Origin of the sequence: Janthinobacterium sp. BJB301 (genome assembly GCF_002735685.1) — a bacterium.
In the GTDB taxonomy this organism is placed as follows: domain Bacteria; phylum Pseudomonadota; class Gammaproteobacteria; order Burkholderiales; family Burkholderiaceae_D; genus Janthinobacterium; species Janthinobacterium lividum.
In genome coordinates, this window is sequence record NZ_PDZJ01000001.1 from 1,142,606 (window position 1) to 1,162,395 (window position 19,790).

Sequence of the window (19,790 nt, forward strand, 5' to 3'; positions counted from 1 at the left end):
GGGTGCTAGGTATCGTCGAGGGCGATGACCCGGTCGTTTGCGCCGGGCACGCAGCCGTCGGCGATCGGTTCCCAGCCCCGATGCACCACCACCTGCTTGCCATCGTGGCAGATTTCCACGCGTTCGCTGGCGGGCAGGCGCTGGCGTGCGAACGCTTCCAGGCTGGCCGGCAGGCTCGTTTCCAGCTGCATCGTGCCGATGGCTTCCGGCGGGTGGTCATCCATGTGCACGAGCGGCACGAAGATCGAACCGAGCATCAGCCAGCGCGCACCCACGTCGACGGGGGCGGGCGCATAGGGCGCGGCGCGCAGCCAGTCCTGGGCGCGGGCGCGCAAGTCGCTGCCGGCGGCCAGCTCACCCCAGGCCGAGGCCAGCAATTCCACCACCCACTGATTGCAATTCTGGTATTTCAGGCTGAAGGCATACGCGTTGGCGCTGTAGCGGCCTGCCAGCAACTGCTGCACGCGCACGGGATCGAGCAGGGCGCGGCGCAGGGGCGGCACGGTTTCGGCCGGCAGTTTCACGAGCGAGATGTAGCCCAGCGCCGGGTTTTCCGTGCCCATGGCGAAACCGGCCGTGCCCTGGTCGAAGATGCGCGGGCGGCCCTCGTCGCAGGCGTAGTACAGCTGGCGCGCGGACCAGCCGCTGTCGTTGTCGTGGCGCCAGGCCAGTGCCGCATGCGAATAGCGGATGCCGAAGCGGGCCAGGTCCAGGCCGGAGCGGCTGATCAGGGCCACGCTGCCTTCGCTGGCGGCCAGTTCCTCGCGCACGACGGCGGCAAAGCGCAACAGGCGATCCTGTTCCGTGGCCGTGAGCTCCTGTGCGCGGTCGCAAAAACGCGAGGAGGCGAGCGAGGTGCCCGCCTGGGCGGCGCCCATGCTGAAGATAGCGCAAACGCCCAGCAGCAGTGCCGGGCGGCGCGGGAGAAAACGAATCAAAGGCTGACGGGACGCGTGGCCATTTCGCCGTACCAGTCATCGGCCAGCACGAGGAAGAAGGCGGCGCGCGTGTCGTTGCGCGAGAATTCGATGCCGTAGGCGCGGTTTTGCGCATGCACCACGTCGCCCTGCGCCAGCTGCTGCTTGTCGAGCGCCGCTTGCGGCAAGTCCAGCACCAGCGGCGTGGCCGTGGCGTCGGCCTGCATGGTCAGGCGCGTCATGCCGTCGCGGCCCGGCACGGCGGCCACGTCGATGATGCGGTAGGGGCCATTGGCCACCTTGTTGTCGCGCGAGGAGCTGTTGCTCGAACCGTTGAGCGAGTCGGAAATGCTGCCGCTCGACTGGGAGCCGGCGCTGGAGGCCGAGGAAACGAAGCTGTCGGCGTTGGCGTTGCACGCCATGGTCAGAGCTGCGGCCAGGCCGAGCATGCGTAAGGTGGAGGTAGTCAAGGCAGTTTTCCAGTGGACATCAATGAAAGCGGACCGGGTCCATCCCGGCCCGCGCCATCATAGCAGATCGGCCATCAGCTGAGCAGTACCTCGATCAGGCCCTTTGCTTCGGCCGACGGCTGCGTGCGCAGCGCCTGCAGCACGGGATCGTGTTCCAGGTAGGCTTGCAGCTGCGCGCTGACGGTGATGCTGGCCTGCGGCAGCGGCGAAGGGACGGGTGCCAGCGCCTTGGCCAGCAGCAGGGTGTCGCGCAAGCCCTCGGGCGGCAGCATGATGGTCGAGCCGGGCAAGGCATTGACGGCATCGGCCACCGGCTGCGGCACGCCCAGCTGACGCATCAGCGCGCGGCCTATCACTTCCAGGGCGGACGCCATCTGCGTTTCCAGGTGGGCGTACAGGCCCGGGGTCTTGTCGGCCTGGGCCAGCAGATAAAAGCCGGCTACTTCATGCACGATGCCGGCAAACAGCGCCGTATCGGCATCCGTATGCGTGACGGCGCTGGCCAGTCCATGCGCCAGCGCCGCCACGTGCACGGTGTGCGCCCACAACTGGGTGGCGCGGGCGCGCAAGGCTTCGTCGCGGATGCCCGCGTTCAGCTGGCGGATGACGGCCGCCGTCGCCAGCGAGTACAGGTTGCGGTGTCCCAGCCGCTCGACGGCGGCGCGCACGCTGGTGATGGCGGGCGTATGGCCGGGCGAGAACAGGGCCGAATTGGCCAGCGCCACGGCGCGCGCCGACAAGGTCGGTTCGCACAGCAGCAGCCGGCTGATGTCGGCCGAGTGGCAATCCGGGTTGGCCAGTTCCTTTTGCAGGAGCAGTGCCGTATTGATGCTGGTGGGAAAGGCCAGGGTTTCCGTTTCGGCGCTGGCCAAAAGTTGCGCCAGGCTGCTGAGCGTGTTGACGTGCATGGATAGGGGAGCGAGAAGTAGCAATGTCTGCATATTATCAGGCAATGCGGCCTGCATGGCGTCCGCCTGCCTTTCCTGCGAAACAAGTTGCGCATCGGCCCCGCATCGGTCCATTCATCAGCCCAGCTTATAGGTCCTAGTGGCTTTGTGCCGCTAATCAGCGCGGGCCAGCGCTGTTAAGCTTGGATTGCCAGGACAGGTGTAGCCGGCTGCCCGGCGGCACGCCCATTCTGGGAGCCGATCTTACCGGCAAGAAAGGAAAACACCCATGCATCGATACGCCGCGGCACTCTTGCCGCTTTGCCTGCCCGCCGGGGCCGTTTCTGCCTCTGCGTCTGCCGAGGCCGCTGCCACGCACGCCGCCGTCACCGTCACGCGCGCCGCCGCCATGCCCACCATCACGGGCGACCCCGCCTATTTCACGGGGAAGGTCGCAGTCGACGCCATGTTCCAGCGGCCGTCTCCGGCCCGCGTGGGCGGCGGCATCGTCACCTTTGCGCCCGGCGCCCGCACGGCCTGGCATACGCATCCGCTAGGCCAGACCCTGATCGTCACGCAAGGCAGTGGCTGGGTACAGCACTGGCAGGGCCCGCTGCAGGCGCTGGCGGTCGGCGACGTGGCGTGGATACCGCCCGGCGTCAAGCACTGGCATGGCGCCACGGCCACGTCCGCCATGCAGCATGTTGCGATTGCGGAGGCGCAAGATGGCACGGCGGTGACGTGGCTGGAGCAGGTGGCGGATGACAGCTACCCCAGATAGTCAGGGCTGCCCGCCGGGCAGCAGTGCACGATGGCGAAGCTGCTAGCGCGGCTTTGGCGCGGGCTCGGCCGTGTCACTGCTTGGGGTGAGCGCCGTGCCGGCGAAGCGCGCCTCGCCGGAGACCAGCTTTTGGCCTATGCCGACGAAGCCGCGGATCTGCTCATCCGAATGGCCTTTCAGGTCGGAAAAGACAGCGCGCATCTGCTGCGGAGAGACGCCGGCTTTATCTGCCCGGTTGAGCGTGCTGAAGCCTTCGAGCAAGCGTGCCGTTCCCAGGGGACTGCGCAGTGAATCGATCAGTGTATCTAACATATTTGCCTCCTTATGGCGTTGGCGTTGAGACGGTGGACTACCGAGCAAAGTGTAGCGGCCCTGGCATCGGAAACTGGACCCGCATAATGCTAGAATTACGTACCTTGACATGGCGAGCAAAGACTGATAGTAAATATGATTGCAAAAAAAGAATTATTTCCAGGGCGCATACAGGCGGATCAAATTCTTGTGCATCAGTGCGCGATACGCCGCTTTCAGTCGCGGCACGGGCAGCAATTCCAGGAGCTGAGGAACTTGCGGAACAGCGTCATGGCGGCGATCGACGTGCGACCAAGTATGTGGCGCCTATTGTCAAACCAACGTGACAGGCACTTTGCCTTGCTCGATATCATGCACGTGCTGAATACGAGGAATGGACGAGCGGCCTTGCGGGAAGGGGCGTTGATGCCATTTGAGGATGCAATGCAGATGCCGCAGCTGGCGGCCTTCACGGCGCTGCATGAGGAATCAGCGAGAGAAGTATTGGACTTATTGCTGGCGAATCTGGATTTCATCGACGGTCTGGTTGAGACGTGTCGCATCTTCGAGATTTATAGTGTGCTTGCCGTGAGTGTGCGGGTGGATGCCCTGGAGCTCGTCAAGCGTTACTATCATACATACCACCGGGCAAGGAACTGTTCCCGCATCGAAAATTATTCTGATGTGGCGGAGGCGGACACCCGCTGGGCATTCATGCTGGAGACGGACGAGGCCACTGACGACCTGGCGCTGCTGCTGGGCACAGGCGTCATCACGCCTTATTTCCGCGGTGCTGGCATCGATATTTTTGATGATGACGCCAATGACGTGGTGCTTAATAATACAAAACAGAATGATGGCATCTATTTGCGCATAAAAATTGGCGACGAGGCTCCGCATCAGATTGACGCGGCCCTTATCTATTTAAGGGAAGCGTTATTGGGTAAGGCGCGCGACAAGGGGTTTGCCAGAGCGAATTATGCAAGGCGCCGTTTCGACGAGTCCAATTTCGTGAACGGACTGCGCCATCCGCTATTCTTTGATGTCAAGCGGGGCAGCTATCTGGCGCCATTGATGGGTCTTGCATGCTGGGATGAAAAAGAGTCGGGCGCCACAGTGGATAAGGTCTGCTTCAAGGTTGTTGCAGATGCCGAGGGGTATCGTCTCGACAATAAACTGCAGGGCACGGTGTATGAGGTTGATACCGTCAAAAAACATTATCAACACATCGCGGCTGCGATCAAGGCGCCGCTGGCAAAAAAAGCCGGACGCCTTGATGTCTTTCTCGCGGGCGTTACGGATGGCCCCGCTTTCTAGACCCGGGAAAAGCAAAGGCCGACAGCCGGCTCGATGGTGCGCGTGGCAACAAACTAGGGCAGCAGCAGCGCATGCTGGCTGGCCGTATGGAAATCGCGCCAGACGCGGTTGATGGTACTGTCTTCGCGGGCCGCGTACAGGCCGCAATAGGGGTACAGACCATCGACGGCGGCGCGGCACGCGGCCACCAGGTCCATCGAACCGGCCTGCACGGCCTGCATGCCGTCCGCGTCGAGGGCCGCGCCGGCGGCAACCGTTGCCCAGCTCTCATCCAGCACGGCATAAAAGCGGGCACGGGCGGCAGCGCAGGCGTCTTGCTTGCCTTGCAGGAATGCGGCTACTTCCGGCACGTCCAGCAGCGGCAAGCCGGCGCGCGCATGGCGGCGGTGGCGCATGCATTCCTCTGCCAGCTGCATGAAATGCGCGGCCATGCCGGCCACGTTGGCGGCCAGGGTCACGTAGGCCAGCGAGTAAAACGGGTAGCGGTACAGGGGGCCGTCGGCCGTCGCGGTGTCGGGACTGATCGTAAAGCCATGTTCCTTGCTGAGCCACTGGCCGTCGATGCGGTAGCTGTGCGAGGCGCTGGCGCGCATGCCGATGCTGTTCCACGAGGGCACCAGTTGCACCAGCGCGGCGGGCACGAGGAAGGCGCGGATGCGCGGCTTGCCATCCGCATCGAGCAGGGGCTGGCCATCGCGCTGCAGCCGGGCGTTCAGGGTGAAGTGGGTGGCCATCGGCGCGCCGCTGGCGTAGTCCCAGCTGCCCGAGATGCGGTAGCCGTCGCCTTCTTCTTCCGCATCACCGGTGGCCGCGCCGCTGCCGCCCATGCAGACCCGGGGCGTGCCGATGATTGCGCGCGCCATGTCGGGCGCCAGAAAGCCGGCGAACCAGCCGGCGCCCGCGCACAGGGTCAGCACCCAGCCCATGCTGCCATCGACGGCCGCCACGGCTTCTTCCAGACGCACCACTTGCGGCAAGGGCAGCTCGGCGCCGCCCGCGCTGCGCGGCGCCAGCATCGTCAGCCAGCCGCGCCGGTGCAGCAAGGCTTGCTGGGCCGGATGCAGGAAGCGGGCGGCGTCGGCCGCCGGCGCATGGCGCGCGATGCGGCGCGCGTCGCGCCCGGAAAGGGTGGCAAGGGTAGCGAGGACAGCGTGCGGCATGGGCGGAATCCGGCAATGGCAGAGGCGGGCATTTTCGCACAGCGGGCACGCTTGCGGGGGGAAGGACGAGTTCGGCTAGGTGCTGCACCGCCGGTACTCGTCCGGCGTCTCTCCCGTCACCTTGCGGAACATGGTGATGAAGGCCGAGGAGCTGGCATACGCCAGGTCGAACGCGATGCTTTCGACTGTCTGGCCCGCTTCCAGCATGGCCATGGCCTTGATGACGCGCAGCCGCGCGCGCCATTGGGCAAAGCTCATGCCCAGGTCGCGCTGGCAGCGGCGCATCAGGGTGCGCTCGGTGGTGTTGACAGCCTGTGCCAGAGCGGCCAGCGGGCGGTGGTCGCCGGGGTTGCTGTCGAGCATGGCCAGTACCTTGCCCAGCATGGGGTCATCCGAGCTGGGCAAGTAACTGCCCACGGGCGTGGCGCGCGCCAGCTGGTCCAGCAAGACCTGCAAGAGGCGCTCTTCATGGATAGTCTGCGGCAAGCCGGGCGGGTGGGCGCGCAAGTGCTCGTGCATGGCGCGCACGAAGGGCGTGACGGCCAGCGCGCAGGGCGCGGGAGGTAGCGCCTGGCACAGTTCTTCGCTTACATACAGCGAACTGTGGAAGGCGGGATGGCGGTTTTGTCCCGTATGCGCCACGCGCGGCGGCAGCCAGATGCCGTACTGGGGCGGCACCAAATAGTGTTTCCCTGCCACCAGCACCTCCACCACGCCACCAAGCGCATAGACGAATTCGCCCCAGGAATGGCTGTGGCTGGGATACATGGCCGCAGCGGGCATGGCTGCGCTGCGAAAGCAGATAGGAGCGGGCAGGGCGCCACTGTAGGGCGCGGTCAGCAAGTGTTTGGTAGCGGACATGAAAATATTTGCGGGTGGCTGTATTGCGCGAGGTGCTGTCGGTTTCTCACTATATCAAGAAAAGCTGCACCCGCCATACTACCTGCTGCCGACTATCTGAAGGAATACTGTGGAAACGCGCAAGGCAATGGATGGGCAGGCAGTGGTCGTCATGACCCTGCTGTGCCTCGTATGGAGTTTGCAGCAGGTGGGTATCAAGGCGGTCGCGCATGACATGGCGCCCGTACTGCAGATCGCGCTGCGTTCGGGCCTGGCGGCCATGCTGGTGGGCCTGCTGATGCTGGCGCGCCGCGAAAACCTGGCGCAAGCGCGCGCCGCCTGGCGCCCGGGCTTGCTGGCCGGCAGCCTGTTCGCGCTCGAATACGTGCTGCTGGGAGCTGGATTGCAATATACGAGCGCCGCGCATGCCGTGGTGTTTCTCTACACGGGTCCGCTGTTTGTGGCGCTGGGCCTGCATTTCAGGCTGGCGTCGGAGCGCCTTACCCCGCTGCAATGGGCTGGCGTAGCGCTGGCGTTTGCCGGAATCGTCGTCGCGTTTTTGCCCGGCACCGTGCCAGCGGGCGCGCCGGTCAATCCGCGCGGCTTGCTGGGCGACCTGCTGTGCCTGGCCGCTGGCGCGGCCTGGGGCGCGACGACCCTGGTGGTGCGCTGTTCACGCCTGGCGCACGTGCCTGCCACGCAGGTGGTGCTGTACCAGTTGACGGCGGGCTGCGTGCTGTTGCTGGGCGCGGCAGCGTTGCTCGGCCAGCTGGACTTCGCGGCCACGCCCTTGGTGATCGGCAACCTGGTGTTCCAGTCCGTGATCGTCTCGTTTGCCAGCCTGCTGGCGTGGTTTCATTTGCTGCGCCGCTACCTGGCATCGCGCCTGGGCATTTTTTCCTTCCTGACGCCGCTGTTCGGCGTGCTGCTGGGCGCCATGTTGCTGGACGAGCATGTGTCGATGGCTTTTCTCCTTGGCGCGGCGCTGGTGCTGGCTGGCATCGTGCTGGTCAGTGCAAGCGGTCCGCTGACGCTGTTGTTCGCAGCGCGTCAGAAGCAGGGTAGAGTGGAGCCGTAGTCATTTTTCCCTGTTCACTTGAGAAAGCAGTCCACCATGACCCGACTTCCCGATCCGCAATTCGCCGACAAAGTTCGCGCCAGTTTTGATTTGCAGAACGCCATGACCTTGATCCAGGCCAGCCTGCCCGTGGTGGCGCATGGCAGCACGGAAATCCATGTGCCGCATTGGAGCGGCATCGAACAGCAGCATGGCTTCGTGCATGGCGGCGTGGTGGGCATGATCGCGGACTCGGCCGCCGGCTACGCGGCCATGACCATGGTGGCCGATGGCGCATCCGTGCTGACGGTGGAATACAAGATGAACCTGCTGGCGCCCGCCGACGGCGAGAAACTGATCGCGCGCGGCAAGGTGGTGCGCCCTGGGCGCACCCTGATCGTCACGCAAGCCGAAGTGTACGCCGTGCGCGATGGCAAGGAAACCTTGTGCGCGCTGATGCAGCAAACCATCATGGTGATGCACGGCAAGTCCGAAAAAACTTAACTTAATGAAATGAGAAAGCATGCCCGCGCCAGACCACAATGCACACTTGCTGCACAGTAAGCCGTTGACGGCGCCAGCCTTGCTGGCGATGCGCGATGCGGGGCAAAAGATTGCCGCACTGACTTGTTATGACGCCAGTTTCGCCACCCTGATGAACGCTTGTGGCGTGGAGCTGCTGCTGGTCGGCGATTCGCTGGGGAATGTGGTGCAGGGGCAGGGCACGACCTTGCCTGTCAGCGTGGCCGACATTGCTTACCATACGGCAAGCGTGGCGCGCGGCAACCGTACGGCCGTGCTGGCGGCCGACATGCCGTTCGGCAGCTATGCCACGCCGCAAGCGGCGTATGCCAACGCCGTCCAGTTGATACAGGCGGGCGCACATATGGTCAAGCTGGAGGGCGGCAGCTGGCTGTGCGGCACGGTGCGTTTCCTGACCGAGCGGGGCATACCCGTGTTCGCCCACCTGGGCTTGACGCCGCAATCCGTGCATCAGCTCGGTGGCTTCAAGGTGCAGGGCAAGACGGCGGAAGGCGCGGCGGCGTTGAAAGCCGACGCACTGGCCCTGCAGGCGGCTGGCGCTGCGCTATTGCTGCTCGAAGCCATCCCTGCCACGCTGGGCCGGGAAGTGTCGGCACTGCTGGCCATTCCCACTATCGGCATCGGCGCCGGGCCCGATTGCTCGGGCCAGATCCTCGTCATGCACGATATGCTCAACGTGTTTCCCGGCAAGAAGGCGCGCTTCGTGCGCGACTTCATGACGGGGCAGGCCAGCATCGGCGACGCCTTCACGGCCTATGTCGGCGCCGTCAAGGAGCGGTCTTTCCCCGCCCCGCAACACTGCTTTTAAGACGCCCGGGTCTATGCTTCCGCTGCCTGCGCCGCCTTGACGCTGTCGCGCTGGCCCACTCTCGCCAGGAAAGCTTGCACCTGCGCCAGCGCGGACAAATCCACGCCCACGCCTGGCGCCCAGCCCGTGATGACGAACAGGTAGGCGTCGGCGACCGTGAACGTGTCGCCGGTCAGGTAAGCCTGGCCTTCCAGGCGGCTGTCCACCCACTTGTATTTCTTGCCCAGTTGCTTGATGAACAGTGCCTTGGTGGCGGCGTCGATGCGGGGATCGAACAGGGGGCTGAACGATTTGTGCAGCTCGGACGTGATGTAGTTCTGCCATTCCAGCACCTTGTAGCGGGCAAAACTGCCCACGGGCGGCAACAGGTCCTGTCTGCCGGCCTGTTCGGCGACGTACTGGGCGATGACGGGGCCTTCGCTCAAGGTCGTGCCATCATCGAGCGCCAGCAGCGGCACCTGGCCTTTCGGGTTGAGTTCGTAGTAATTGCCGCCTTCCTGCGTCTTGTGCTGGCCCAGGTCGACCTTGACCAAGGTGAACGGCGTGCCCGTTTCGCGCAGGATGATGTGCGGTGCCTGCGAGCAGGCGCCCGGCGAGTAGAAGAGTTTCATGGCGATCCTTGAACAGGTGGGAAAGCAACCACTATAGTCCTGCGCAGCCGCACGGTAAACGCGTGTTCGTTTGGTGACTGCGCATGCCCGGTGCGGGATTGCGCTGGCTCAAACCCGGGGATAGCGCAAGGTGTCGAGCAGCAAGGTAAACGCGGGGGAAGGGTGGCGCCGGCTCGGGTAATACAGCTTGTAGCCCGCGTACGTGGGGCACCAGTCGTCCAGCACGCGGACCAGGCGGCCATCGGCCACATAGGGCAGGACGACATCTTCAGCCATGCAAGCCACGCCCAGTCCATCGAGCGCCGAATGCAATCGCATGGCCATGTTGTTGTAGATCATCTGTCCTTCCACCCGTACTTTCAGTTCCTGCCCATGCTTGGCAAACTCCCAGGCAAACAGGCCGCCGAGGGTGGGCAGGCGCATGTTGATGCAGTTGTGCGCCATCAAGTCCTGCGGCGTGGCGGGCGGCGCATGGCGGCTGAAATACGTGGGCGAAGCGACGATGGCCATGCGGAAATCGGGACCGATGGGCATGGCGATCATGTCCTTGGCCACTTGCTCGCCCAGGCGCACGCCCGCGTCGCAGCGCGCGGCCACGATGTCGGTCATGCCGTTGTCGACGACGACTTCGATGTTGATGTCGGGATAGTCCGGCAGCAAACGGGCGATGGCCGGCTGCAGCACCGTCAGCGCCGAGTGTTCTCCCGCGCTGATGCGGATGTTGCCGGCCGGCTTGTCGCGCCGCTCGCTGAGCAGTGCCAGTTCCGCCTCGATCTCGTCGAAGCGGGGCGCCACCGTGCGCAGCAGCTGTTCGCCCGCTTCCGTGGGCGAGACGCTGCGCGTGGTGCGCACCAGCAGGCGCAAGTCGAGCCGTTCTTCCAGCGCGCGCACGGTCTGGCTCAAGGCCGACTGCGACACGCCCAGCTTGGCCGCCGCCCGGGTGAAACTGCCTTCGCGGGCCACGGCCACGAAGGCGAGGATGTCGTTGAAGTTGGTTTGTGCCATGGCGGATGTCTTTCCAATTCATTAGTTGCGCTAATAAGTTCATGCGGACTTTAGCATCTATTCATGGTAATGCGCCAGCCTTACAGTGTAGGCATGAAAACTGCTCCCGATTCCGCTAGCCCCGCCGCGCCGCACAAGGCGGCCATCCTTGCCATCATCCTCGTCAGCTATGTGATGATCGTGCTCGACACGTCCATCGTGCTGACGGGCTTGCCGAAAATCCACCAGGAACTGGGCTTTACGGATACGGGCCTGGCCTGGGTGCAAAGCGCCTACACCCTGACGTTTGGCGGCTTGCTGCTGCTGGCCGCGCGCGCTGGCGATGCGTATGGCCGGCGCCGCCTGTTGCAGCTGGGCCTGGCGCTGTTCACGCTGGCGTCGCTGGCCATCGGTCTGGCGCAGTCGCCGGCCATGATGATTGCCGCGCGCGCCATCCAGGGCGTGGGCGCGGCCATCCTGGCGCCGTCGACCCTGGCCTTGCTGCAAACCACGTTTGCGGAGGGACGCGAACGCACGCGGGCCATCGCCCTGTACAGCGCCGTGGCGGGGATCGCCGCCAGCGTGGGGCTGGTGCTGGGCGGCGTGCTGGCCGAATGGCTGTCGTGGCGGGTCGGTTTCTTCATCAATCTGCCGATTGGCGCCGCCATGCTGGTGGCCGCGCGCCGCTATATCGCCGAAAGTGAAACCACCCGGGGCCGCTTTGACGTGGCCGGCGCGGCCAGCTCCACCCTCGCCATGTTGGCCCTCGTGTACGGCTTGATCCGCTCGGCCGGTGCCGGCTGGGGCGATGCCTTGACGCAAGCTGCGCTGGCGGCGGGTGTACTGCTGCTGGCCGCTTTCATCCTGATCGAACGGCGCGCCGCGCAACCGATCCTGCCGCTGCGCCTGTTTGCCGATGCGCAGCGCAATGCGGCGTACGGAGCCAGGGTGCTGTTCCTGGGCGCCATGATCGGGTTTTTCTTTTTCACCACGCAATTCCTACAAGTGGTGCTCGGCTATCCGCCATCATTGACTGGCCTGGCTTTCCTGCCCATGACCCTGGTCAACTTCGGCGTCGCCCTGTGCGTGCCGCGTTTGACGCGTCGCCTGGGCAATGCGCGCCTGCTGGCCATGGGACTGGGATTGACCCTGCTGGGCATGGCCTGGCTGAGCCGCGTCGATGCGGGCACGGCTTACTGGCTGGGGGTGGCCTTGCCCATGGTGCTGATCGGCGCGGGGCAGGGCATGGCCTTGAGCCCGCTGACGGCGGCCGGCGTGGCCGGCGTGCCGGCGCGGGATGCGGGCGCCGCCTCGGGCGTCGTCAACGTGGCGCACCAGCTGGGCAGTTCGCTGGGGCTGGCGGCATTGGTGGCCGTGGCCGGCCTGGGCGCGGGCCAGCTGGCAGGCGTGCCCCTGCTGGCGCACCGCGTGACGCTGGCCCTGGGCAGCGCGGCCGCCATGCTGGCGCTGGCCTTGCTGCTGGTGCTGACTTGTCAGGCCCGGCCACCCAAGCTGCCGCCCCCATCCACCGCCAGCACCTGACCTGTCACGTAACTGGCTTGTTCCGATAGCAGGAAGCCGACGGCGGCGGCAATTTCATGGGGCTGTCCCAGCCGCCGCATCGGGATTGTTCCAAGAATCTGGCGTTCCATTTCGCTGCCGACGGGACGGGTCTTGCGGAACAGTTCCGTTTCCACGGGGCCTGGCGCGACCGCATTGACCGTCACGCCGTGTTCGGCCAATTCCAGGGCCCAGGTTCTCGTGCAGCCGACCAGGGCGCTTTTGGCGGCGGAATAGGCCGTGCGGTTCACGCTGCCGTGGATGGCACGGCTGCAGATATTGACTATCCGGCCATACCGGCGCTGCTTCATCGCCTCCACGAATTGCTGCGTCACCTGGATGGCGGCGCGCACGTTCAGATCGAAGACGTTCTGCAACGTGGCAAAGTCGATTTGGCCCAGCGGCTGGGGCGAGGCAATGCCTGCATTGTTCACGATGCCATCGATATCAAACTGTTGTTCAAGCGTCTTGAGCACTGCCTCCGTCTGCGCCAGGTCGGCAAGATCGCAGGCCACCAGCGTGCCTGGAAAGTCCATGTCTTCGATGTGCCGCGCGATGCCGACGACCCGATGGCCTTGCTGATGCAGCAAGGTGCTGATGGCATAACCGATGCCGCGGGTCGCGCCAGTGACGAGAAAAGTACGAGCTTGCATGGGGGAGGATTTCCTTAGGCCAGAAAATGCAGCTTGAAAGGGTACACTTTTTTGCCATTGCATGCTTCGCTGCCGGGCTTGTTGTCTGCGCTGTCATGTCGCCGCAGCGCCTGACCACTCGCGCAGCAATTGTCCGAAAGCATCGGCCGCCGCCGTGCTGCCGGCGGCGCGCCACAGCAGCTGGAACTGGGCGGCGGGCAGGGCGGGCAAGCCATGCTGGCCATCGATGACCACCATACCCGGCTCCAGGTCGCCCTGTGGCAAGGCCGTGATGGCTAGCCCGGCCAGCACGGCGGCGCGCAAGCCCTGCTGGCTGGGCGAGGTGAACGCCACGCGCCAGTCGAGTCCGGCGCCATCGAGGGCGTCGACGCCCACTTGCCGGTGCATGCAGGGCGCCGGTGAAAACGCCAGCGGCAGGGGCAGCGCGCCGTCATGCCGGAAGTCATGCGCCGCGGCCCAGACGAAGCGCGTGCGGCGCAGCACGGCCGCCTCATCTGGCTCGCTTGCCAGGGCCATGACGACGGCCAGGTCCAGCGCATCGGCGGCGACCAGTTTTTGCAAGTCAAGATAGGTGCCCACCGTGACATCCAGGCGCACGGCGGGAAACAGGTGCGCGAACTGCGCCAGCAGGGCCGGCAGGCGCGCGCCCATGAAATTTTCCGGCACGCCAAAGCGCACGGCGCCCGCAATCGAGGAGCGCTGGAAGCGCCGCGACAGCGCATCCTGGGCTGCCAGGATCTGCCGCGCGTGGCGCAGGAAATCTTCGCCATCCTCCGTCAGGCGCAGGCTGCGCGTCGTGCGCACCAGCAGCGCCGTGCCCGCTTGCTCTTCCAGGCGGCGGATCTGGTGGCTGATGGCGGACTGGCTCAGGTGCAGCCGTTCGGCGGCACGCGTAAAGCCGCCCGTTTCCTGGACGGCCACAAAGGCGCGCAGCAGGGCGGTGTCGAAGTCCATGGGGTTCCCGTGATTCATGATGAAAATGAATGAATTGTACAAAATTTTATCATTTCCCTCATGAGTCCTGGCTTTCTAGAATGGCGGCTCGCAGTGCGCCTTCTCCACGCGCACCTCCATGACTACCGATAACAAGGTTTCGATGTTACTGACTCATTCGCAACAAAATGCACTGACCCTGGCCGCCGTCTGCCTGGCCTCTCTCATGTTCGGCCTGGAAATTTCCAGCGTGCCCGTCATCCTGCCCACGCTGGAAACCGTGCTGCATGGCGACTTCAAGGACTTGCAGTGGATTATGAACGCCTACACCCTGGCCTGCACCACCGTGCTGATGGCAACAGGTACCCTGGCCGACCGCTATGGCCGCAAGCGATTGCTGCTCGCCAGCCTGGCCCTGTTCGGCGTCAGCTCCCTCGCATGCGGCTGGTCCGGCAGCACGGGCGTGCTGATCGCCGCGCGTGCGCTGCAGGGTATGGCCGGCGGCGCCATGCTGATTTGCCAGGTGGCCGTGCTGTCACAGCAGTTCCCGGCCGGCGCGGCGCGGGGCAGGGCGTTTGGCACCTGGGGCATCGTGTTTGGCCTGGGCCTGGGCTTCGGCCCCATCATCGGCGCGGCCATCGTCGCGCTGTCAAACTGGCAGTGGGTATTTCTCGTGCACGGCCCGCTGGCCGTCGTTGCGCTGCTGCTGGCGGGCCTGGGCGTGAGCGAGTCGCGCGACCCGCAGCGGCGCAAGCTGGACGTGGCCGGCATCGCCACCCTGTCGCTGGCCGTGTTCAGTCTGGCGTGGTGCATCACGCAGGGGCCGGCGCTGGGTTTCAGCGATCCCCGTACGCTGGCCAGCCTGGCCGTGGCGCTGGCCGGTTTTGCCGCGTTTGCCGTCATCGAACGGCGCCAGGGCGAACCGATGATCGACTTTTCCGTGTTCCGCATCCGCCGCTTCTCGGGTGCGCTGCTCGGTTCGGCGGGCATGAACTGCAGTTTTTGGCCGCTCATGATTTATCTGCCCCTGTACGTGCAGCACGGTCTCGGCTATAGCAGCCTGGGCACGGGCCTGACCTTGCTGGCCTACACCTTGCCCACCTTGCTCGTGCCGCCGCTGGCCGAGCGGCTGGCGCTGCGCTACCGGGCCGATACGGTGATCCCCGCCGGCTTGCTGGCCATCGGCACGGGCTTGCTGCTGATGTGCTGGGGCAGCCATGCGGACGCCGCCAGCTGGCTGACGATCCTGCCCGGCTGCCTGCTGGCGGGCACGGGCCTGGGATTGACCAATACGCCCGTCACCAACACGACGACGGGCGCCGTGCCCGGCGAACGGGCCGGCATGGCTTCCAGCATCGACATCAGCGCGCGCATGGTCAGCCTGTCCATCAATATCGCGCTGATGGGCTTTATCCTCGTCGAAGCCATCCAGTCCGCCTTGCGGCAGCAGTTGCCCGGGGGACTGGACGCGGCCACCTTGCGCGCCATGGCGGAGAATTTGTCGGCAGGCAAGGGCGCCGCCGCGCTGCCGGATGGCGTGGCGAAGCTTGCGCTGGCACAAGGCTTTGGCGCCGTGATGCTGTACGGAGGCGTGGCTGCCTGCCTGCTCGCCGTGGCCAGCTGGCTGGTGTTTGGCGCCGGACGGTCGCGGCAGGCTGCCGGCATGCCGGCGAGCTGAGATACAGGGGCAGGGGAGACTATAATCTGGGCACGTTGACAAGTGTTGCTCAACGTCATTATGAGGCCGCCCATGCATAAACTGATTTCTGAACTCACCCGCCTGTATCTGTTCGATGAACAGCAGCAATACGTCGATGCGGACGGCGGCGCGCAGCCGCTGACGCCGGCCGTGCTCGCGCGCCATCTGTCGGGCGAGCAGACGGTAGCGGTGCAACTCGTGACCGGGAGTGGCCTGGCGCGCGCGCTGGTGCTGGAGTTTGGCGGCAAGGGCGGCGGTGAGGCGCACTGGAGCGCGCTGTGCACGATCGCCAATGCCGTGCAGCACGAGCTGGACTTGCCGGCGCCCGCCGTCAGCATCTCGGGCACGGCGTTCCAGTTATGGCTGTCACTGGCCACGCCCGTGCCCGCCGCCCAGGCGCGCCAGTTCGTGCAGCTGCTGCGTTCCACTTTTTTGCCTGCCTCGACCGACATTCTCGCCGTCGCGCCGCCCGCTTACGTGGAGCAGGTGGCGCTGCCGCCCGCGTTGCAGCCGTCCGGCAAGTGGGCCGCCTTCATCCACCCCAGCATGGGTGCCGCCTTCGTCGACGAACCGGGCCTGGACATGGCACCGCCGCCAGCGGCCCAGCTGGGTTTCCTGGAAGGCTTGCGCAGCATCAACCCGGGACAATTCGCGCAGGCGCTGGCGAAGCTGCAGGGACATGCGGGCCTTTCGGAGTCTTCGCCAGCGCCTGTTCCCGTGGCCGCATCGCCTGTTGCATCTTCCTCCACCGCGCCAGGCTTGCTGTTGCAGGACGCCACCCTGGAAGACATCGTGCGCTGGCTGCATGCGCGCAACATTGAGCCGACGTTCCGGCACCGGTTGCCGTAGCCACGGCATGGCTGGCTTGAGGTGAACAAGCAATATATATCGACATTCAGAACAATTGAAATTTCGCATGAAAGGCAGCATTCAATGGATTTCCATGTAGTCGCAAATTCCTATAATTGCTACGGCGGTCACACAACGTTGTCTCCGATTGGGGATTTTCTTTTGGTGGGAGGCGGCAATTTTGGCGGCGCGATTCAGGAAATTGCAGTCACGCTTCACTTCAGGGACTCTGGTCCGGCAAAGAAGACGCTGGAATCTCTGTTGGAGAGGCACAACAATTTCCGCTCTACGCTGCCCAAGGTCACTTATCGAAGAGCAAAGGGCAAGGTCGAGATCGCCATCGCCAGCGAATTGATGGAAGGCCGGGACTGGACGCATTCTTCAACATTATCTTTGCCACTTTTTAAAGCAGGTGTGGATGAAGTCATCCATGCATTAGGGCTATTGAGCAAACGATTGAAGCGCACTGATGATTTTAGCTTGGAGAAATTTCTGGACCACTGTGAAGCTGCGAGGAAACGCGTCCCGGATTCCGAGGAAGCCCTTCAACTCCTGGCATCCGGGCTGAAGGCAGCGGCACAAGCCAGGCGCGATGGAATGTCAGCCTGGGAGCAGTTGGGAATCGACTGGGAAGACTTTCATCCCAAGGCACGCGAGATGTTGGATGATCCATTTTTTTGGAACTGCGCGGATGATTTCTCGCCGAACGGCAATGATACTGGAGCCGATCTTCTCGAGAGCTATCGCGAGTGGCACAAGACGCACAAGGATGTCACGCCAATTCGATTCCTCGAGAAACTGGCAAAGCAGTGGGGATACGCCGACATACGCGCCATGGACGATGATGTGCGCTGCGAAGCGTCGATTGCTCTCGCATTTGCGGATATAAAGTTAAGAGCGGCATGCAACCAACAGGCGCGACAACTGGCATTGGACGCTATCGGGCAGCAAAGAGCCCAGGCGCTGGCCGCCGGGGACTGGTCTCATCGCGAAGAAAAGCTGGATGCGTTGAATCAGATCGAAGCAAAGTTGAAGCAAATGGATCACACCATGGTGCATTTGACGGACTGAGGCGCAGCGATTACTTTGACGTTCAATGTGACTTCAAGCAGCAGCAATGGGGCGGAAGCTGCCAACGACAGCAGCCAGAAGCGGACTTTTCGTTGGCAATTATTTAAATAAGAAAACATGCACCCACCGTGGAATTTTACCTTTTAGTTTAGGAATGAAAAAAATTCCAAGGAGAAAAGCCGTGGACCATAAGAAAAACAGCAGATTTACACTCAAAGATGTCTTGATGAAAACCAATGCTCAGCGTCTTTCTGAGGCACCAAGAAGCGAGAAAATTATTCATTATGTTTTTGTTTTTGGCATTGCGATTGTTATAGTGGCCTCTCTTGTTTTTATGGATTGATTTTTAATCATATACTCTATGGCAACTAATGCCACAGCATTACAGTTTAAAGAATCGCACAAGAAAATAATGTTTTATATTTTAGAGACACGATGTATTTTTTAAAAGCAATACTGCTTGTCGTAACGCCGTTGCTAACAGTACAGCCGACATTTGCGTTTGAGTCCTCGGGCAAAGTTGCGGATGTCGCAATCCGTGCTCTCGCTGATCAGACTGCAAAACAGCTCGCGCAAAATGAACTCGATGGCGTTTACGCATCTATGTCGCCTAAACTCAAATCGGTCTACTCCCGCGATGAGTGGGTAAAGCCAGCATGGGGTATGCAAAGAATCTTCGGACGCATTGAATCGTTTGATTTTGAAGCCATCAACTACGGAAAGCGAGGCGTTTAGTTAGAGTGTTGCGACCACCGATTGAATCCGCAGACGACAGCGGACAGTCGCCCAGGTGACGAGTCTGCCTGCAGGCTGTGTCCACATTTTTTGTTCGTCCACACTCGATTATTGAAACAGGGAAATGCCTGCGATGAAAAATCTTGTACTTGCCGTTGCGCTGTGCCTGGCTAACGGCGTTCCGCCAGCGGCGCTTGCCGCCGACGCCGCGTCCACAGTCACCATCGAGAACGCGTTTTCTCCCGATGGCGGGGCGGAGGCGCTGGTGCTCAAGGTCATCGATAGCGCGGCGTCGAGCATACGGCTGGCCGCCTATTCGTTCAGCTCGCCCCATGTGGTCGAGGCTTTGCTGCGGGCGCGGAAGCGGGGCGTGGATGTCAGGGTGCTGGCCGATACGCGGCGCAACGCGCGCAAGAACAGCCGCGCTGCGCTGGACCGGCTCGTCGGCGCGGGCATTCCCACGCGCCTGATTTCCCGCTATGCCTTGCATCACGACAAGTACATCGTGGCCGATGGGGTGACCGTGCAGAATGGCAGCTTCAATTACACGGCCGATGCGGCCACCGCCAACAGCGAAAATGTGCTCGTCGTGTGGCACAGTGAGCGCCTGGCGCAGTCGTATCTGGCGCACTGGGAAAACCGCTGGGCCAGCGGCATCGACTATGCGCGCGTGCCGCGGCCCTGATCATTGCCCCTGCGCCGCGCCTTGCGCGCGCAGCCAGTCGAATACTTGCCCGACGATGGGCGAACGCGGGTGTTCCGCCACGCCCGACAGCCACCACGTGGCGCCGGGCACGCGCGGATAATCGGGCAGGATGTGCAGCAGGCCGCGCGCCAGGCTGGCATCGGCCAGCAAGCGGGGCAGGCAGGCGATGCCGCGCCCGTCCAGGGTGGCGTCGAGCAGCAGGCGCGCATCGTCATAGATGGCCCGCTTGCGAAAGCGCGCCAGCGGCCCCAGGAACAGGGGCGCCGTGGCGTCGCCCGTCAGGCTTTCTTCCAGGCACACCAGATCCGCGTGCAGGTGATGCGCATCCTGCGGCACGCCGGCCAGCCGCGCCGCCAGCTCGCTGTTGGCCGCCAGTAGCCATTCGTCGTGCAGCAAGGGGATTTCCTGCAAGTCCGCTTGCAGGAGGGGGCGGTCGCTGATGGCGATATCGACGTCGATCTCATCGACGAAACGGGCGCTTTCATCCACCGACAGCAGTAGACACAATTCGGGCAGCTGCGCTTCCAGCGCCCGCAGCCGGGGCTGCAGCCAGCCGTGCAGCACGGGCGCCGGGCACACCAGCACCACGAGACCGGGATCGAGATAGGTGGCGATGCGCCCCAGGCCGCTGCGCAGCACGGTCATCGAGCGCTGCACGCTGCGCAGCAGCACTTCGCCCGCCACCGTCAGTTCCACGCCCCGTCCCGCGCGGCGGAACAGCGGCTGCTTGACCTGTTCTTCCAGCAGCTGCACCTGGTGGCTGATGGCCGACTGCGTCACGTGCAGCTCGTCGGCCGCGCGCGAGAAATTGCCGTGGCGGGCCGCCGCCTCGAAACCCATCAACAACTTCAGCGAAGGAATGCGATGTTCTGACATATGAGAAAACCTAATGAATTAAGGCAAATCATATCATTTGTT

At 63.7% G+C, this 19,790-nt stretch carries 23 protein-coding genes; 12 read left to right on the forward strand and 11 right to left on the reverse strand.

The features are described 5' to 3' along the window. Positions 1 to 5: 5 nt before the first annotated feature. The 3 genes from CSQ91_RS05005 to CSQ91_RS05015 form a co-directional block, all read right to left on the reverse strand. Entirely contained in the window at positions 6 to 878 is an 873-nt protein-coding gene (locus tag CSQ91_RS05005; protein ID WP_099387546.1) for a DUF2145 domain-containing protein, read from the reverse strand. A 56-nt stretch (positions 879 to 934) separates the two neighbouring features. Further along, positions 935 to 1,366, reverse strand: coding sequence for a hypothetical protein (locus CSQ91_RS05010; RefSeq protein WP_034788152.1), 432 nt, complete (start codon positions 1,364 to 1,366; stop codon positions 935 to 937). Between the two features lie 95 nt (positions 1,367 to 1,461). Beyond that, positions 1,462 to 2,295 carry an HDOD domain-containing protein gene (locus CSQ91_RS05015; RefSeq protein WP_257217224.1) on the reverse strand — a complete coding sequence of 278 codons (834 nt, stop codon included), beginning with the start codon at positions 2,293 to 2,295 and terminating at the stop codon, positions 1,462 to 1,464. Positions 2,296 to 2,563: 268 nt separating this feature from the next. On the opposite strand from CSQ91_RS05015, the gene CSQ91_RS05020 reads away from it, so the two are divergent. Next, positions 2,564 to 3,055, forward strand: a complete 492-nt coding sequence (locus CSQ91_RS05020) for a (R)-mandelonitrile lyase (protein WP_099387547.1) — start codon at positions 2,564 to 2,566, stop codon at positions 3,053 to 3,055. Between the two features lie 42 nt (positions 3,056 to 3,097). On the opposite strand, the gene CSQ91_RS05025 is transcribed toward CSQ91_RS05020, so the two are convergent. Beyond that, positions 3,098 to 3,367 (reverse strand): hypothetical protein, encoded by a 270-nt coding sequence (locus CSQ91_RS05025; RefSeq protein ID WP_070279388.1) that lies wholly within the window; start codon positions 3,365 to 3,367, stop codon positions 3,098 to 3,100. A 270-nt stretch (positions 3,368 to 3,637) separates the two neighbouring features. Between CSQ91_RS05025 and CSQ91_RS05030 the strand changes: the two genes are divergently transcribed. Further along, complete coding sequence (locus CSQ91_RS05030) at positions 3,638 to 4,663, forward strand: hypothetical protein (RefSeq protein WP_143450948.1); 1,026 nt, start codon at positions 3,638 to 3,640, stop codon at positions 4,661 to 4,663. A gap of 53 nt (positions 4,664 to 4,716) precedes the next feature. On the opposite strand, the gene CSQ91_RS05035 is transcribed toward CSQ91_RS05030, so the two are convergent. Both CSQ91_RS05035 and CSQ91_RS05040 read right to left on the reverse strand, forming a co-directional pair. After that, positions 4,717 to 5,823 carry an acyl-CoA dehydrogenase gene (locus CSQ91_RS05035; protein WP_099387549.1) on the reverse strand — a complete coding sequence of 369 codons (1,107 nt, stop codon included), beginning with the start codon at positions 5,821 to 5,823 and terminating at the stop codon, positions 4,717 to 4,719. 75 nt (positions 5,824 to 5,898) lie between these two features. Further along, on the reverse strand, positions 5,899 to 6,684 hold the full coding sequence (locus tag CSQ91_RS05040) for an AraC family transcriptional regulator (RefSeq protein ID WP_099387550.1): 786 nt from the start codon (positions 6,682 to 6,684) through the stop codon (positions 5,899 to 5,901). A gap of 109 nt (positions 6,685 to 6,793) precedes the next feature. Between CSQ91_RS05040 and CSQ91_RS05045 the strand changes: the two genes are divergently transcribed. Genes CSQ91_RS05045 through panB form a run of 3 tightly spaced genes read left to right on the forward strand, consistent with a single transcriptional unit; the run spans position 6,794 to position 9,071 of the window. Next, the gene (locus CSQ91_RS05045; RefSeq protein WP_034788164.1) at positions 6,794 to 7,741 is read left to right on the forward strand and encodes a DMT family transporter; all 948 of its coding nucleotides are present in this window, start codon (positions 6,794 to 6,796) and stop codon (positions 7,739 to 7,741) included. A gap of 36 nt (positions 7,742 to 7,777) precedes the next feature. Continuing rightward, positions 7,778 to 8,224, forward strand: a complete 447-nt coding sequence (locus tag CSQ91_RS05050) for a PaaI family thioesterase (protein ID WP_034788167.1) — start codon at positions 7,778 to 7,780, stop codon at positions 8,222 to 8,224. Positions 8,225 to 8,243: 19 nt separating this feature from the next. Further along, complete coding sequence (gene panB / locus CSQ91_RS05055; RefSeq protein WP_099387551.1) at positions 8,244 to 9,071, forward strand: 3-methyl-2-oxobutanoate hydroxymethyltransferase; 828 nt, start codon at positions 8,244 to 8,246, stop codon at positions 9,069 to 9,071. 11 nt (positions 9,072 to 9,082) lie between these two features. Here panB and gstA read toward each other — a convergent pair whose 3' ends face one another. Next, positions 9,083 to 9,682: a glutathione transferase GstA gene (gstA, locus tag CSQ91_RS05060; RefSeq protein WP_070279394.1), complete on the reverse strand. Its 600-nt coding sequence runs from the start codon at positions 9,680 to 9,682 to the stop codon at positions 9,083 to 9,085. A 108-nt stretch (positions 9,683 to 9,790) separates the two neighbouring features. Next, positions 9,791 to 10,687: a LysR family transcriptional regulator gene (locus tag CSQ91_RS05065; protein ID WP_099387552.1), complete on the reverse strand. Its 897-nt coding sequence runs from the start codon at positions 10,685 to 10,687 to the stop codon at positions 9,791 to 9,793. A 93-nt stretch (positions 10,688 to 10,780) separates the two neighbouring features. Here CSQ91_RS05065 and CSQ91_RS05070 point away from each other — a divergent pair, with 93 nt between their 5' ends. Further along, the gene (locus tag CSQ91_RS05070) at positions 10,781 to 12,208 is read left to right on the forward strand and encodes an MFS transporter (protein ID WP_099387553.1); all 1,428 of its coding nucleotides are present in this window, start codon (positions 10,781 to 10,783) and stop codon (positions 12,206 to 12,208) included. Here the strand turns inward: CSQ91_RS05070 and CSQ91_RS05075 are convergent. Together CSQ91_RS05075 and CSQ91_RS05080 are read right to left on the reverse strand one after the other, a co-directional pair. Beyond that, positions 12,160 to 12,879 (reverse strand): SDR family oxidoreductase, encoded by a 720-nt coding sequence (locus tag CSQ91_RS05075; protein ID WP_099387554.1) that lies wholly within the window; start codon positions 12,877 to 12,879, stop codon positions 12,160 to 12,162. The genes CSQ91_RS05070 and CSQ91_RS05075 overlap by 49 nt on opposite strands. Positions 12,880 to 12,972: 93 nt before the next feature. Then, on the reverse strand, positions 12,973 to 13,833 hold the full coding sequence (locus CSQ91_RS05080) for a LysR substrate-binding domain-containing protein (RefSeq protein WP_099388570.1): 861 nt from the start codon (positions 13,831 to 13,833) through the stop codon (positions 12,973 to 12,975). A gap of 142 nt (positions 13,834 to 13,975) precedes the next feature. Here CSQ91_RS05080 and CSQ91_RS05085 point away from each other — a divergent pair, with 142 nt between their 5' ends. From CSQ91_RS05085 to CSQ91_RS05100, 6 genes are all read left to right on the forward strand, one after another. Beyond that, a complete protein-coding gene (locus tag CSQ91_RS05085) occupies positions 13,976 to 15,490 on the forward strand; it encodes an MFS transporter (protein ID WP_180278347.1) in 1,515 nt (504 codons plus the stop codon). Between the two features lie 72 nt (positions 15,491 to 15,562). Next, a complete protein-coding gene (locus CSQ91_RS05090) occupies positions 15,563 to 16,360 on the forward strand; it encodes a TOTE conflict system archaeo-eukaryotic primase domain-containing protein (RefSeq protein WP_099387555.1) in 798 nt (265 codons plus the stop codon). An 84-nt stretch (positions 16,361 to 16,444) separates the two neighbouring features. After that, the gene (locus CSQ91_RS05095; protein WP_099387556.1) at positions 16,445 to 17,431 is read left to right on the forward strand and encodes a hypothetical protein; all 987 of its coding nucleotides are present in this window, start codon (positions 16,445 to 16,447) and stop codon (positions 17,429 to 17,431) included. A 46-nt stretch (positions 17,432 to 17,477) separates the two neighbouring features. Then, positions 17,478 to 17,774, forward strand: a complete 297-nt coding sequence (locus tag CSQ91_RS28515; protein ID WP_143450949.1) for a hypothetical protein — start codon at positions 17,478 to 17,480, stop codon at positions 17,772 to 17,774. A gap of 92 nt (positions 17,775 to 17,866) precedes the next feature. Beyond that, a complete protein-coding gene (locus tag CSQ91_RS28520; protein ID WP_143450950.1) occupies positions 17,867 to 18,166 on the forward strand; it encodes a hypothetical protein in 300 nt (99 codons plus the stop codon). Between the two features lie 133 nt (positions 18,167 to 18,299). After that, positions 18,300 to 18,851: a phospholipase D family nuclease gene (locus CSQ91_RS05100; protein WP_099388572.1), complete on the forward strand. Its 552-nt coding sequence runs from the start codon at positions 18,300 to 18,302 to the stop codon at positions 18,849 to 18,851. Here CSQ91_RS05100 and CSQ91_RS05105 read toward each other — a convergent pair whose 3' ends face one another. Then, the gene (locus CSQ91_RS05105) at positions 18,852 to 19,748 is read right to left on the reverse strand and encodes a LysR family transcriptional regulator (protein ID WP_099387557.1); all 897 of its coding nucleotides are present in this window, start codon (positions 19,746 to 19,748) and stop codon (positions 18,852 to 18,854) included. Positions 19,749 to 19,790 lie beyond the last annotated feature (42 nt).

Coding starts and splice junctions, on each gene's coding strand:
- CSQ91_RS05005 (WP_099387546.1), bottom strand. CDS start 878: ATGGGCGCCGCCCAGGCGGGCACCTCGCTCGCCTCCTCGCGTTTTTGC.
- CSQ91_RS05010 (WP_034788152.1), bottom strand. CDS start 1,366: ATGCTCGGCCTGGCCGCAGCTCTGACCATGGCGTGCAACGCCAACGCC.
- CSQ91_RS05015 (WP_257217224.1), bottom strand. CDS start 2,295: ATGCACGTCAACACGCTCAGCAGCCTGGCGCAACTTTTGGCCAGCGCC.
- CSQ91_RS05020 (WP_099387547.1), top strand. CDS start 2,564: ATGCATCGATACGCCGCGGCACTCTTGCCGCTTTGCCTGCCCGCCGGG.
- CSQ91_RS05025 (WP_070279388.1), bottom strand. CDS start 3,367: ATGTTAGATACACTGATCGATTCACTGCGCAGTCCCCTGGGAACGGCA.
- CSQ91_RS05030 (WP_143450948.1), top strand. CDS start 3,638: ATGGCGGCGATCGACGTGCGACCAAGTATGTGGCGCCTATTGTCAAAC.
- CSQ91_RS05035 (WP_099387549.1), bottom strand. CDS start 5,823: ATGCCGCACGCTGTCCTCGCTACCCTTGCCACCCTTTCCGGGCGCGAC.
- CSQ91_RS05040 (WP_099387550.1), bottom strand. CDS start 6,684: ATGTCCGCTACCAAACACTTGCTGACCGCGCCCTACAGTGGCGCCCTG.
- CSQ91_RS05050 (WP_034788167.1), top strand. CDS start 7,778: ATGACCCGACTTCCCGATCCGCAATTCGCCGACAAAGTTCGCGCCAGT.
- panB (WP_099387551.1), top strand. CDS start 8,244: ATGCCCGCGCCAGACCACAATGCACACTTGCTGCACAGTAAGCCGTTG.
- gstA (WP_070279394.1), bottom strand. CDS start 9,682: ATGAAACTCTTCTACTCGCCGGGCGCCTGCTCGCAGGCACCGCACATC.
- CSQ91_RS05065 (WP_099387552.1), bottom strand. CDS start 10,687: ATGGCACAAACCAACTTCAACGACATCCTCGCCTTCGTGGCCGTGGCC.
- CSQ91_RS05070 (WP_099387553.1), top strand. CDS start 10,781: ATGAAAACTGCTCCCGATTCCGCTAGCCCCGCCGCGCCGCACAAGGCG.
- CSQ91_RS05075 (WP_099387554.1), bottom strand. CDS start 12,879: ATGCAAGCTCGTACTTTTCTCGTCACTGGCGCGACCCGCGGCATCGGT.
- CSQ91_RS05080 (WP_099388570.1), bottom strand. CDS start 13,833: ATGGACTTCGACACCGCCCTGCTGCGCGCCTTTGTGGCCGTCCAGGAA.
- CSQ91_RS05085 (WP_180278347.1), top strand. CDS start 13,976: ATGTTACTGACTCATTCGCAACAAAATGCACTGACCCTGGCCGCCGTC.
- CSQ91_RS05090 (WP_099387555.1), top strand. CDS start 15,563: ATGCATAAACTGATTTCTGAACTCACCCGCCTGTATCTGTTCGATGAA.
- CSQ91_RS05095 (WP_099387556.1), top strand. CDS start 16,445: ATGGATTTCCATGTAGTCGCAAATTCCTATAATTGCTACGGCGGTCAC.
- CSQ91_RS28515 (WP_143450949.1), top strand. CDS start 17,478: ATGGGGCGGAAGCTGCCAACGACAGCAGCCAGAAGCGGACTTTTCGTT.
- CSQ91_RS28520 (WP_143450950.1), top strand. CDS start 17,867: ATGTATTTTTTAAAAGCAATACTGCTTGTCGTAACGCCGTTGCTAACA.
- CSQ91_RS05100 (WP_099388572.1), top strand. CDS start 18,300: ATGAAAAATCTTGTACTTGCCGTTGCGCTGTGCCTGGCTAACGGCGTT.
- CSQ91_RS05105 (WP_099387557.1), bottom strand. CDS start 19,748: ATGTCAGAACATCGCATTCCTTCGCTGAAGTTGTTGATGGGTTTCGAG.